10 protein-coding genes are annotated in these 12,676 nt (G+C 63.0%); all 10 read right to left on the bottom strand.

What is annotated here, in order from left to right; all coding sequences use genetic code 11:
* Positions 1-9 precede the first annotated feature (9 nt).
* Positions 10-444: a DcrB-related protein gene (locus RHM60_RS15940; protein ID WP_322212191.1), complete on the bottom strand. Its 435-nt coding sequence runs from the start codon at positions 442-444 to the stop codon at positions 10-12.
* 14 nt (positions 445-458) lie between these two features.
* Positions 459-2,399, bottom strand: a complete 1,941-nt coding sequence (locus RHM60_RS15935) for a type VI secretion system Vgr family protein (protein WP_322212190.1) — start codon at positions 2,397-2,399, stop codon at positions 459-461.
* A 151-nt stretch (positions 2,400-2,550) separates the two neighbouring features.
* A complete protein-coding gene (gene tssH / locus RHM60_RS15930) occupies positions 2,551-5,202 on the bottom strand; it encodes a type VI secretion system ATPase TssH (protein WP_322212189.1) in 2,652 nt (883 codons plus the stop codon).
* On the bottom strand, positions 5,195-6,238 hold the full coding sequence (tssG, locus tag RHM60_RS15925) for a type VI secretion system baseplate subunit TssG (protein ID WP_322212188.1): 1,044 nt from the start codon (positions 6,236-6,238) through the stop codon (positions 5,195-5,197). The genes tssH and tssG overlap by 8 nt, the downstream gene beginning before the upstream one ends.
* Positions 6,202-8,061 carry a type VI secretion system baseplate subunit TssF gene (gene tssF, locus RHM60_RS15920; protein ID WP_003231700.1) on the bottom strand — a complete coding sequence of 620 codons (1,860 nt, stop codon included), beginning with the start codon at positions 8,059-8,061 and terminating at the stop codon, positions 6,202-6,204. The genes tssG and tssF overlap by 37 nt, the downstream gene beginning before the upstream one ends.
* Positions 8,058-8,573, bottom strand: coding sequence for a type VI secretion system baseplate subunit TssE (gene tssE / locus RHM60_RS15915; RefSeq protein ID WP_322212187.1), 516 nt, complete (start codon positions 8,571-8,573; stop codon positions 8,058-8,060). Before tssE ends, tssF begins: the two co-directional genes overlap by 4 nt.
* Before the next feature lie 78 nt (positions 8,574-8,651).
* On the bottom strand, positions 8,652-9,140 hold the full coding sequence (locus RHM60_RS15910) for an Hcp family type VI secretion system effector (protein WP_003231692.1): 489 nt from the start codon (positions 9,138-9,140) through the stop codon (positions 8,652-8,654).
* 171 nt (positions 9,141-9,311) lie between these two features.
* Entirely contained in the window at positions 9,312-10,808 is a 1,497-nt protein-coding gene (gene tssC, locus RHM60_RS15905) for a type VI secretion system contractile sheath large subunit (protein ID WP_057006334.1), read from the bottom strand.
* Between the two features lie 2 nt (positions 10,809-10,810).
* On the bottom strand, positions 10,811-11,317 hold the full coding sequence (gene tssB, locus RHM60_RS15900) for a type VI secretion system contractile sheath small subunit (protein ID WP_003231688.1): 507 nt from the start codon (positions 11,315-11,317) through the stop codon (positions 10,811-10,813).
* Between the two features lie 54 nt (positions 11,318-11,371).
* Positions 11,372-12,391 carry a type VI secretion system protein TssA gene (tssA, locus tag RHM60_RS15895; RefSeq protein WP_231422291.1) on the bottom strand — a complete coding sequence of 340 codons (1,020 nt, stop codon included), beginning with the start codon at positions 12,389-12,391 and terminating at the stop codon, positions 11,372-11,374.
* Positions 12,392-12,676: the final 285 nt, after the last annotated feature.

Genomic DNA, 12,676 nt, shown 5'->3' with positions numbered 1-12,676 from the left:
GAGGTTTCGTCACTGTGGCACGTCGAACGACAGCGAACTCTTGATCAATGCCCAATGCGCCGCCTCAGCATCCCCAAGCGCGTCCGCCTTCACATAACTCAAGGCAAGCATCTTGCGCGTGCCCGGAATCACCAGTGCCAGTTGATACTGGAACACCTTGTCATTGCCCTTGTTGAACTGGCTGCGCAGTTCGATGCCTTCGACTTCCTGCGCCGCACCCAGGCGCACGTCGACGCCCGGCTGATAACGCAAATTCTGCACCTGTTTTTCCAGGCGCTGGAGTTGCTCGTTGAAGTTGCTGTGCAGGGTTTCGCCATCGGCCAGCAAGCTGCGGCTGACGATCAGGGAGGTGCCCAGCTCGGGGAACTTGAGGATGTTGATCGTCGCGTCCTGCAACTCGGCGGCCGGCAGTTGAAACTGGAATTCGTTGATGCGGTACGTCATGGCAAGCAGTCTCGTCAGGAGCTTTTGGGGGCGGGGAAGGCGGCTTTGATATTGGCATCGATAGCGGCTTTAACGCCCTGGCCATCAGGTGTTGCGCCAGCGCCGCCGCCGTTGTTCAGGTGCAGCACGCCGCCGGTGTTGAACTCTGCGTCGCCGCTGGCGTAGAAGCTGATTTGCACGCCGGTGAGGTTGATCTGACCGCTGGCGTTCAGCTCCAGGACGCTTTCGCCGCAGACCAGACGCAGGTTTTCACCCACTTCGATCACGTAGCTCTGGCTAATGCTGTCGGTCTTCTTTTGGCCGACCGAAAGAATGTCTTCCTGTTTGACGATGCGCAGTCGGTTGTTGCCGATGGTCACTGTCTCGTTGTGGCCGATGCTCTTGTTGCGGTCATGCCCCACCGAGTGGCTCTCGTCCACCTCCACCACCATGTCCTGATTGCGCTCGGCATGGATATACAACTGCTCCAGCCCCTTCTTGTCCTCCATGCGGATTTCATTGAAGTTGGCCGGTGTGCCGCCCTTGCTCGAACGGCTTTTCATGCCGCTCTGGGTGGCATTCTCCGGCAGGTCGTAAGGCACCGTCTGCTCGGCGTTGTACACCCGCCCGGTGATGATCGGGCGGTCCGGGTCACCTTCCAGAAAGCTCACGATCACTTCCTGGCCGATGCGTGGAACCTGCATCGAGCCCCAGTTCTTGCCGGCCCAGGACTGCGACACACGAATCCAGCACGAGCTGTTCTCGTTGGACTGGTCATGACGGTCCCAGTAGAAATGCACCTTCACGCGGCCGTACTGGTCGGTCCAGATTTCCTCGCCCTTGGGGCCGACCACCAGCGCCGTCTGCGGGCCTTTGACGATGGGCCGATGGGTGTTGGCCAGCGGGCGGAAGCTTTGCTGGGCGGCGATGCAGGTCAGGCTGCTTTCGAATTGCGCCGAACCCGAGCCGCCGCCGCTTTCCAGGCTTTCCTGGGTGATGTAATAGCGGCAGCCGACGATCAGGTATTCGCGGTTCTGGTCCTGGCGGCTGAAGCCGGTGAGGCTGAACAGATGGCCTGACCCCAGGCCCCGGGCATTGCCGGCGAACTCGATCTGCTCGTGCAGGGTTTGCAGCGCCTCGATGCGGGTGCGCGCGTAGTGTTCGCCATCGGCGCTTTGCACGTAAGTGCCGGGGTAGTCGTACAACGGGTAGTCGCCGGCGGCGTGCGGGCGTGGCATCGCCGAACGCACGTCGATGCTGGCGCTGGGGCGCTGGAAGTCGTAGTCGTTAAGCTCCAGCGAGCCCGGCTGCACTTCCTGGGCGAGGTGCCAGTTGTGCATGTGGTCGCGCTCGCGCTGCTGCTCGTCTTTGGGGTAGTACGGAATTGATGCGTAGCCGGGCACCGTGGTGTGGGCGCCATAGGCGTCGGCCAGCACCAGCACGTGGCGGCCCTGTTCATGGCGGAAGAAGTAGTAGATCCCTTCCTGTTCCATCAGGCGGCTGACGAAATCAAAGCTGGTCTCGCGGTACTGCACGCAGTATTCCCACTCGCGGTACGGCCGGCTCAGGGCGTCTTCGAAGTCGGAAAAACCCAGGTCGCGAAACACCTGCTTGATGATCTGCGGGATGCTCAGGTTCTGGAAAATCCGACAGTCCGAGGTACGGCTCAGCAACCAGAGCCATGGGCGCAACGTCACCTGGTAACTGGCGAACTGGCCCTGGTCGATGTTCTGGCTGCAGCGCGCGACGATGCCGTGGAAGTGTCGCTCACCGCCGTCCGCCAGTTGCACGCCCACGCTCATCGGTTTGCCGAGCAACTGGTTGAGGTCGATGTTGGCGTCCAGTGACGTCAGTTGCAGCTCATAGTTGAACAGCCTTCCCAGCTCTTCACCGCCGCCCATTTCATTGAGCAGCAGCACATCCGGCCCGAGGGGGCTGGTGATCCTGGCCAGGCGTGAGGCTTGGTTGAATAGCATCGGTTGTCCTGTAATAACTGAATAACTGAAGAAACCGGATCAAGTATGGGAGGGGGCTTGCTCCCGATTGCAGTGCGTCAGTTGATACATGGAGTGACTGATTCACCGCTATCGGGAGCAAGCCCCCTCCCACAGTTTTAACCGCACTCTGTCAGCCAAACTGATAGTGCAATTCGTTATCCCGACTGCTGATCCGCACCCCCGCCAGCGCCTTGCCTTCAAGGATGCGCGTGAGGAACTCACGGCTCATGTCCGGCAGCAAACTGTTGGTGAGGATGGTGTCGATCATGCGTCCGCCGCTCTCGGTTTCGGTACAGCGCGAGACGATCAGGTCGACCACCGCGTCGTCGTAGTCGAAGGCGACTTTGTGGGTGTTTTCCACGCGCTTCTTGATGCGGCCCAGCTGCAGGCGGGTGATCGCCTTGAGCATCTCGTCGCTCAGCGGGTAGTACGGGATGGTCACCAGGCGGCCGAGCAGCGCCGGCGGGAAGATCTCCAGCAGCGGCTGGCGCAGGGCCTTGGCGATTTCCTCGGGTTCGGGGATGTTCGCCGGGTCTTTGCAGACCCGGGAAATCAACTCGGTGCCGGCGTTGGTGGTCAGCAGGATCAGGGTGTTCTTGAAGTCGATCACGCGGCCTTCGCCGTCTTCCATCACGCCCTTGTCGAAGACCTGGAAGAAGATCTCATGCACGTCCGGATGGGCTTTTTCCACCTCGTCCAGCAGCACCACGCTGTAGGGTTTGCGTCGCACCGCTTCGGTCAGCACGCCGCCTTCGCCGTAGCCGATATAGCCCGGTGGCGCGCCCTTGAGTGTGGACACGGTATGGGCTTCCTGGAACTCGCTCATGTTGATGGTGATCACGTTCTGCTCGCCGCCGTACATGGCTTCGGCCAGGGCCAGGGCGGTTTCGGTCTTGCCCACGCCGGAGGTGCCGGCGAGCATGAACACGCCAATCGGCTTGCTCGGGTTGTCGAGGCCGGCGCGGGAGGTCTGGATGCGCTTGGCGATCATCTGCAAGGCGTGGTCCTGGCCGATGATGCGTTTTTTCAGGTGCTGGTCGAGGTTGAGCACCGTCTCCAGCTCGTTGCGCGCCATGCGGCCCACCGGGATGCCGGTCCAGTCGGCGACCACCGAGGCCACGGCCTGGTAGTCCACGGTCGGCAGGATCAGCGGGGTTTCGCCTTGAAGGGCGGTGAGGCGCTGTTGCAGGTCGACCAACTGTGCACGCAACTGGTCGTTGCCGCTGTCCACCACGCCAGCTTTTTCACGCAGGGTCGCGCGGGTCGCCAGCAGCTCGTCCACCAGGGTTTTCTCTTCGGCCCAGCGGCTTTCCAGGGTCGCCAGACGCTCGCGTTCGGCACTCAGCAAGGCTTCGCTGTTGCTCTGGCGCGCGCCGATGTCGATGCCGATGGCATGCTCGCGGGCGATGATTTGCAGCTCGGTTTCCAGCGCCTCGATACGACGGCGGCTGTCGTCGACTTCGGCCGGTACCGCGTGCAGGCTGATGGCGACGCGGGCGCAGGCGGTGTCCAGCAGGCTCACGGATTTGTCCGGCAACTGGCGTGCCGGAATGTAGCGGTGCGAGAGCTTCACCGAGGCTTCCAGGGCTTCGTCGAGGATCTGCACCTGGTGGTGTTTTTCCATGGTCGAGGCCACGCCACGCATCATCAGCAGCGCCTTGTCTTCCGACGGTTCGGCCACCTGTACCACCTGGAAACGGCGGGTCAGGGCCGGGTCTTTCTCGATGTGCTTTTTGTACTCGGCCCAGGTGGTGGCGGCCACGGTGCGCAGGGTGCCACGGGCTAGGGCGGGCTTGAGCAGGTTGGCCGCATCACCCGTGCCGGCAGCGCCACCGGCACCCACCAGGGTGTGGGCTTCGTCGATAAACAGGATGATCGGCTTGGGCGAGGCCTGCACGTCTTCGATGACCTGGCGCAGGCGCTGTTCAAACTCGCCTTTCATGCTCGCGCCGGCTTGCAGCAGGCCGACGTCAAGGCTGCGCAGCTCCACGTCTTTGAGCGCGGGCGGCACGTCGCCGGCGACGATGCGCAGGGCGAAACCTTCGACCACGGCAGTCTTGCCCACGCCGGCTTCACCGGTGAGGATCGGGTTGTTCTGGCGGCGGCGCATGAGGATGTCCACCAGTTGGCGGATCTCTTCGTCACGCCCGACGATAGGGTCGAGCTTGCCGCTGCGCGCCTGTTCGGTCAGGTCGACGGTGAAGCGCTTGAGGGCTTCCTGCTTGCCCATCGCGCTCGGCGCCATGGCACCGCTGGCTTCGCCCGGCACGCCGGCGTTGAAGCCATCGCTGGCACTCAAGGCATTCTCGGGCGAATCGCCGACGTACTCGTCAAACCGCTCGCTCAGGGCTTCGGCCTTGATCTTGTCGAACTCCGACGACAAGCCCAGCAGCGCGTGGCGCAGGCTTGGCGTCTTCAGAATGCCCAGCACCAGGTAGCCGGTGCGCACCTGGCTTTCGCCGAACATCAGGCTGCCGTAGACCCAGCCGCGTTCCACGGCTTCTTCCACGTGGGAGGACAGGTCGGTGATCGAGGTCGAGCCGCGCGGCAGGCGGTCCAGGGCTTCGGTGAGGTCGCGGGCCAGGCGTGCCGGCTCCACGTTGAACTGGCGGATGATTCGGTGCAGGTCCGAGTCCTGCAGTTGCAGCAACTGGTGAAACCAGTGGGCCAGTTCCACGTACGGGTTGCCCCGCAGTTTGCAGAACACCGTGGCGGCTTCGATGGCCTTGTAGGCCACGCTGTTGAGTTTGCCGAACAGTGCGGCGCGACTGATTTCACCCATGCTCTGGATTCCTTGAGGTGGTGGCGTGGTCGGCGTAATGCCGGGCCAGGATTAGGTCGTTGGCGTCTCGCTCGGGTTGGCCGAGCCAGGTGTTGAAGCCCAGGCGGAACTGGCCGTTAAGCTGCAGTTTCGGAACTTCGGGTTGTTGCAGAATCAGGTTCAAGTCCCAGTCCAGTTCATGGCCCAGGTACTCGGCCACCCAGGCCACCAGCTCGTTGAACGGCTGACCGCCTGGGAGCATGCCCATGTAGTCCTGGAGCGTGAGCGGGCCCAGGCGGATGCGGAATTTATGCTGGCGGTCCCACACATGACTGCCCAGGCAGAAATCCACGCCCAACTGGTTGGCGCTGACACCCACACGGCTGCGCTCGGGCAGCTCCAGCCATTGGCCGACGTATTCCTCGATTTCCACCGGCAGGCCGAAATACTCGCTGAGGATGGCTTTCAAACCGTCCGGGTAGCGGGTTTGCGCTGACAGGTGGCCGCTGTAATGCAGCTTCGCCGTGTCGGGGATCAGCCCCTGATTCAACAGGCTCGGCATGCCTCGTCCGCTTAACGCCGCCAGGCGCGCGGACCAGTAGTCATCGTCCGGGCGGTCGTGGCTGACCGTCGGCCGCGCCTCGGCCCAGGCCCGGTAAAACAGGCTCAGCAGACGATGATGGAACACATCCAGGAACTGCTTGCTGGTGCTGTCGGCGTTGTTGCGCTGACGCTCGCGTACGTACTCGGTGATGTGCAGCGGCAGCGGGCCGTTGGGGCCGCCGAGGCCGAAGAAGAACTGTTCGAGCCGTGCCGGTTTGCCGTCGCCGCCGGGGTCGACCGAGGCCAAAGTGGCCGGGGCGAAGGTGCAAGCGGCCTGTTGCCCGAGGCGCAGCGGGTCGTCCGCCAGGCGCAGGGAATGGCCCAGGCGCGGCAGGTCCGGCGATTCGCACTCGATACGCCGCAGCGCCTGGAAGAAGTCATATTCCCAGGGCGCCTGGTGCATCGCCTCCAGGGTACTCACAGGGTCGGACGCCGTCCGGGCGTGGCTTTCCATCGCATGATCTCGCCGCGTTCGGTGGTACGGATCACCGTCTCGGTAAAACTGTTGATCGACACGTAGCGTGCCAGGAAGCGTTCGAGCACCGCACCGAGCAGGAACACGCCGGTGCCGCGAAACGCGTTTTCATCGAATTCAAGGGTGATCTCCAGGCCGCGCCCGAACACAATCGGGCCGGGCATCGGCAAGCGCCGGGTCACGGCTTTGCTGCTGACCTCGCGCAGGCCTTCGATCTGCAATGGCAGGGCGGCGTCGTTGCTGTCGCCATACAGACGCAGAAGTTCGCGCAAGGCGCCGGCGCCCTGGCCTTGCTCGCTCAGGGACAGATAATTGAGCGACAGCTGGCTGATCAGCCGCCACGCCTTGGCATCGTGGGCGTGGCTGGCGCGCGGACGGCTTGGCCCGGCCACGCAACGCACGGCCAACACCGGCGCGCTGTCGGCGAGGGTGAAGTCAGTCTTGCCGTTGCCCACGCTCATGAACAGCGGCAGGTCGCGGTTGGTGCACAGCGCGGTCACGCCCAGTTGACGCAAGTCGTGGCCATAAGGCGCCTGGCGGCTGTCCACCAGGCTGACGAAGGTTTCGCTGCCCACGTAGGTGGAGCGCGGGCCGTTGCGGCGCTGGTCGCTGGACAATACACGGGGCTCGCGGCGCACCGTGTAGTACGCCTGATCACGGCCGTAGCGCGACGGATCGCGCACCGCGTAAAACGGCAGGAACGGTTGCTCCGGCCCGGTACCGTGGCCGGTGATGCCGCTCAAGGAGTGAATCTCGAAGTCCATCGGCCGCGTGCGGTCGGCGATCACGTGGTGTTCGTTGACGCGGTCGGACAAATGGATGCGGTCCACGCGCTTGGGGAACAGGTTGATCGCCGGCGTGCAGAACGGCAGGAACTGCGCCGCACCGACACTGCCTTCCAGGCTCGGCTCGTGACGGTCGAACAGCACGATCAGCTCCAGCTCCTGGCCGTCGCAGCGTTTGACTGCGCGGCTCAGTTCGGCGAACTCGACGAACAGAAAGCGATGGGGCAGGGCGAAGTATTCCTGCAGCAGGCGATAGCCCTGAAACGCACGCGCCACCACCGGCATTGCCGCGTCGGCATCGTCAAAGCCTCGCGAGCGCAGCGCATCTTTGGGCAGGCGCTCGACCCAGTCGCCACCCGGCTTGCGCGCAAACACGGCGCAGGCATTGCCGAGCAATTGTTCGTAGAGGCGGAACGGTTGCTCGTCGGCACCGCTGAGGTACAGCGGCAGGTTGTCCAGGTCGAGGCTGTTGAACGGCAGTTCGGCGCCGGTGCGCAGGGTCAGGCGCAGGCCGGCCTTGGCTTTCGGCTCGCTGGCAGCCAGGCGGCCGAGTACGGCGGCGGGGTTGCCGAAGTACTCGGCGTTGCTCACCTGCAGCGGCCACAACGTCACCGGGTGCGCAGTGCGGTACTCGCAGCAGGTCTGGGTTTCGCGGCCCAGTGCGGCGCGCAATACGGTGTCGCGAGGCAGGGGAAAGCCGCTGGCCAGAGAGCCTTCGTCGGGGTCGGTCTGCAGCTGCACCACGGTCATCGACGGCGTTGGTGCCAGATAGTGGGGGTAAGCGATTTCCAACAGGTTGTGGGTGAAGGTCGGGTACTCGGCGTCGAGCTTGAGCTGCACGCGGGCCGTGAGGTAGGCAAAGCCTTCGAGCAGGCGTTCGACGTACGGGTCGGCGCAGTCCATACCGGACAACGTCAGCCGACTGGCGATCTTCGGGTATTCCCGGGCGAACTCGGCGGCGCTTTCGCGCACGTGGTGCAGTTCCTGGTTGTACAGCTCCAGCAGGCGCGGGTTCATGGGCGTCTCCGCTGGTCGGCGTTGACCACACGCACATGGCCGGATTCAAGATCGAGGTCGGTTTGCAGCAGCAGGCGCAACGGCACCGGCTGCGCCCACAGGTCGCCTTCGATCTCGAAACTCAGCGCGTTGTGGTTCATCTCGCCATGCCCGACCCGCGCCTTGACGCGCAGGGTGTGGCGCAAGATACGTGGCTCAAAGGTGGCAATCGCCTGGTAGATCAGGGCTTCGAGCGCCTTGATATCCAAGCTGGAAACGCTGTTGCCCGCCAGCGCCGGCAGGCCGTAATTGACCACCGACGTACCGGCCGGGGTGTGCAGCGTGGCATCGGCATCCAGCAACGACGTGGTGTTGAGCAGCCACGCCAGGTCGCGCAGCACCGAGGCTTTTAATTGGGTCAGGGACAGCACGCGTTTGTCGGCGCTTTCCTTGGGATTGGTTGGGTCGTCGTCGGTCAACCGGTCCAGCAGGGACGGTTGCAGACGGTCGCGGGAAGCGATTTCAGTTACCACCAAAGCAGCTCCACGGACGGGTTGCGAGAGGAACAAAAACCTTTGGGCCGCAGCGCGAGGCCGCGGCCACAAAGGCTATCAACGCTTGGTGTTGGACCGGATGTTCCAGCCGAACTTGATCGGGCCGCCGTCTTTGGTGCCGTCGGCTTTCTGTGGCTGGTAGTCGACCAGCACCTGGGCGAAGTTCAGCGTGACGTTCTCGGTCAGGCGATCATCGCTGCCCGAACCGCCGGTGCTCAGGGACGTGACCAGCACTTCTTCCAGGTTGATCACCATGTACTCGACCTGGCTCTCGCCACCGGCCTTGCGCACGGTCAGCTTGACCTTGTCGATGTGCTTGCCGCTGGCGCAGTGCATCATCAGGTTAGGTGACGCCTTGTCGACGTACTTGGTCAGCGACAGGTCCTGGATATTCACCTTGCCGGCGCCTCCGCCACCGCCCACGTGCATGTTGCCGGACTGAGCCATGCCCCAGCTCCAGTTCAGCACGTCGATTTCGTCCTTGTGGGCCTTGTCCATGGACTCGCCCTTGATGTCGCCGATCTTGATGAAAATATCAACAGCCATGTTTTCTCCCTGTGTGGCCCAGGCCACTGAATTTGTTATGCCCCGAAAGGGGCAGTGCTTCTCTGTGGGAGGTGGCTTGCCCCCGATGCAGGCAACTCGGTCTGTCAGGCCGATCGAGGTGATGCCATCGGGAGCAAGCCCCTCCCACAGAAGAGCTAGCTCAACGTTGGGTCAAGCGCTTTTCGCCGAAGGCAGCTTCGAGACCAGGCGCAACGACACCGTCAGCCCTTCAAGCTGGTAGTGCGGGCGCAGGTAGAACCTGGAGTTGTAGTAACCCGGGTTGCCCTCGACGTCTTCCACGATCACTTCGGCGGCAGCCAACGGGTGCTGGGCCTTGGTGGTTTCGGTGGAGTGCGCAGGGTCGCCGTCGACGTAGTTGAGAATCCAGTCCTGCAACCAGCGCTGCATCTCGTCCTTCTCTTTGAAGGAGCCGACCTTGTCGCGCACGATGCACTTCAAGTAGTGCGCGAAACGGCAGGTGGCGAACAGGTACGGCAGGCGCGCGGCGAGGTTGGCGTTGGCGGTGGCGTCCGGGTCGTCGTATTCGGCCGGTTTTTGCAGCGACTGGGCGCCGATGAATGCGGCGAAGTCGGTATTTTTCTTGTGCAGCAGCGGCATGAAACCGTTTTTGGCCAGTTCCGCTTCACGGCGGTCGCTGATGGCGATTTCGGTCGGGCACTTCATGTCCACGCCACCGTCGTCAGTCGGGAACGTGTGCGCCGGCAGGTTTTCCACTTCGCCGCCGGACTCGATGCCACGGATGCGCGAGCACCAGCCGTAGTGTTTGAACGAACGGTTGATGTTCACCGCCATCGCGTACGCGGCGTTGGCCCAGGTGTACTTGGAGCTGTCGGCGCCGTCGGTGTTTTCTTCGAAGGCGAAGGCCTCCACCGGGTCGGTCTTGGCGCCGTACGGCAGGCGCGCGAGGAAGCGCGGCATGGTCAGGCCGATGTAGCGCGAGTCTTCCGATTCACGCAGCGAGCGCCAGCCGGCGTATTCCGGGGTGGTGAAGATCTTGGTCAGGTCGCGCGGGTTCGACAGCTCCTGCCACGAGCCCATGCCCATCACGGTCGGCGAGGCCGCAGCGATGAATGGCGAGTGCATGGCGGCGCAGACTTTCGACAGCTCGCCCAGCAGCTCCACGTCCGGTGGCGACTGGTCGAAGTAGTAGTCGCCTACCAGGCAGCCATAAGGTTCGCCGCCGAACTGACCGTATTCCTCTTCGTACATCTTCTTGAAAATCGGGCTCTGGTCCCACGCGGTGCCCTTGAATTTCTTCAAGGTCTTGTGCAGTTCGGGCTTGGAGATGTTGAGCACGCGAATCTTCAGCTGCTCATCGCTCTCGGTGTTGTTGACCAGGTAGTGCAGACCCCGCCAGGCGCTTTCCAGTTGCTGGAAGTCCTGGTGGTGGATGATCTGGTTGACCTGGGCGGTGAGCTTGGCGTCGATGGCGGCGATGATCGATTCGATCGACTTGATCGCGTCGTTGGACACCAGATCGGTTTGCGCCAGGGCCTGTTCGGCCAGGGTGCGCACGGCGGTTTCCACGGCTTCGCGGGCACGCTCGGTCTTGGGCTTGAATTCCTGCATCAGCAGGGATGCGAACTCGCTGGTTTCTTCGGTGGCGCCCAGGTTGAGCGCGCCTTCGCGAACGGTAGTGTCGGTCATGATTACTGATCCCCTGCAGGCTTCGGCGCGCTGGCAAGTGCCTGGAGCAGTGCCGGGTCCTTGATCGCCTTCATGATGATTTCTTCAGCGCCGGTCTTGCCGTCCATGTAGGTCAGCAGGTTGGCCAGTTGGGTGCGCGCTTCGAGCAGCTGGTTCAGCGAGTCGACCTTGCGTGCCACGGCGGCGGGGCTGAAGTCGTCCATGCTTTCGAAGGTGATGTCCAGGCTCAGGTTGCCTTCGCCGGTCAGTTCGTTGGGGACATGGAACGCTACGCGCGGCTGCATGGCCTTGAGGCGCGAGTCGAAGTTGTCGACGTCCACTTCAAGGAACTTGCGGTCGGCGACTGCCGCCAGAGGCTCGGCAGGCTTGCCGGCGAGGTCGGCCATCACGCCCATCACGAAGGGCAGCTGGACCTTTTTCTCGGCGCCGTAAAGCTCGACGTCGTACTCGATCTGCACCCGAGGCGCGCGGTTGCGCGCGATGAACTTCTGAGAACTTTGCTTCGCCACGTTGCTGCTCCTGGTCGCTTGAGCGACGGTGTTGTTACTGCTCAGTCAAGCGGCTTACTCGCCGTCCGGGCCGCGCAGGTTTTCAAATTGGGACATGCCGTCGGGAATCAGATTGCGCACGATGGCCGCGAAATCGGCGTGCACCAGATTCTTTGCGCGATTCAACAGCACCGGCAGCGGGCTTGAAGGCTCGTGCCGGGTGTAATACGCAAGGATCTTGTCGAGGCTGCGCAGCACGTCATCGCGACTGGCGATATCGCCAGCCGGACGCGGTGCGGCCGGGGCTGCGGCGAAGTCGACCGAGGGGGCATTGTCGTCACTGACGGCCTCGGGTTCGCGGCTGCTGTCGGTGCCGGGCACCGCTTGATTGAGCAGGTGTAACGCCTGTTTGAGCGGCTGCTTCAAGGCGCTGAGGTCCACGCCCTGGGCGGAACCGACCTGATCGTTGACCTGTTGTTCGATGGCTTCGCAGGCGGCACGCGCCGCGTTCAGGGCGTCGCGGGTGGCTTGCAGCTGGTCGGGATCGCTGTCGAGGAACGCAGCGTTGAGTTGCTGCGCGCCGAGTTGCTCATCGGGGAAGCTCAGCAGGCCGCTGGCATTGAGCGCGGCGCGCAGGGTCACCGGGCCGAAGGTGCGCGAGCGCGTGAGGATGCTTTCGCGCAGCAGGCGGACGGTGGTGTCGCTGGCCAGGCCGGAGAGCGCGTTGATGCGCACGGTCGGGTCGTTGTCGTCGTCGGCATCCAGGCGCGGATGCAGCTCGGCCCAGTATTGGCGCAGCAGCGCATCGATCAGCGTGAGGACGTCGGCCAGCCCCGAGACACCCTGGAGGGCGAGGGCGCTTTGCAGCAGAAAGTGGGTGATGCGCAGGTCTTTGCTGCGCTGCAGCAAGTCGAGACTTTGCTGCTGGATGCTACGCCATTCCGGGGGTTCGGCGGGCAGGATGGAATCGCCCATGCTGCGCTCGGGCTGGCCCTTGGCATCACGTTCCAGTTGGAGAAATTGCGCGTCATATTCCATGTCTTCGCCACACGGCGAGTTCGCGGAAACGGCGGTGAGCAGCAACGGCACATCCACTGAAATTGATCTCCCTATCAGCCCGCTGGAAGGCGAGCAATTCATGCATTAGTTACGCGAGGAACTTTGCATGGTTTCTTTGTCATATAAATCGAATGCCACTAATGTGACATCACATCTATGCAAGAAGTTGTGCATTTTTGGTGTAGTAGTTACGCCTTGTCAAGGTAAGCTATTCGCCCTCTGTGACAGATGTGCGGTGTTTAACAACTTGCGCGACTGGCGGGTCGAGTGAAGCACCCCCGCAGGATTTTTGTCACAGAGCCCGGTTAAGATCAGCGATCA

Source organism: Pseudomonas sp. MH9.3, from assembly GCF_034354675.1.
In the GTDB taxonomy this organism is placed as follows: Bacteria; Pseudomonadota; Gammaproteobacteria; order Pseudomonadales; family Pseudomonadaceae; genus Aquipseudomonas.
This window is presented reverse-complemented; position numbering and strand designations above follow the sequence as displayed.

Excerpts from the sequence above, each read along its gene's own strand:
- RHM60_RS15940 (WP_322212191.1), bottom strand. The coding sequence starts at position 444 with ATGACGTACCGCATCAACGAATTCCAGTTTCAACTGCCGGCCGCCGAG.
- RHM60_RS15935 (WP_322212190.1), bottom strand. The coding sequence starts at position 2,399 with ATGCTATTCAACCAAGCCTCACGCCTGGCCAGGATCACCAGCCCCCTC.
- tssH (WP_322212189.1), bottom strand. The coding sequence starts at position 5,202 with ATGGGTGAAATCAGTCGCGCCGCACTGTTCGGCAAACTCAACAGCGTG.
- tssG (WP_322212188.1), bottom strand. The coding sequence starts at position 6,238 with ATGGAAAGCCACGCCCGGACGGCGTCCGACCCTGTGAGTACCCTGGAG.
- tssF (WP_003231700.1), bottom strand. The coding sequence starts at position 8,061 with ATGAACCCGCGCCTGCTGGAGCTGTACAACCAGGAACTGCACCACGTG.
- RHM60_RS15910 (WP_003231692.1), bottom strand. The coding sequence starts at position 9,140 with ATGGCTGTTGATATTTTCATCAAGATCGGCGACATCAAGGGCGAGTCC.
- tssC (WP_057006334.1), bottom strand. The coding sequence starts at position 10,808 with ATGACCGACACTACCGTTCGCGAAGGCGCGCTCAACCTGGGCGCCACC.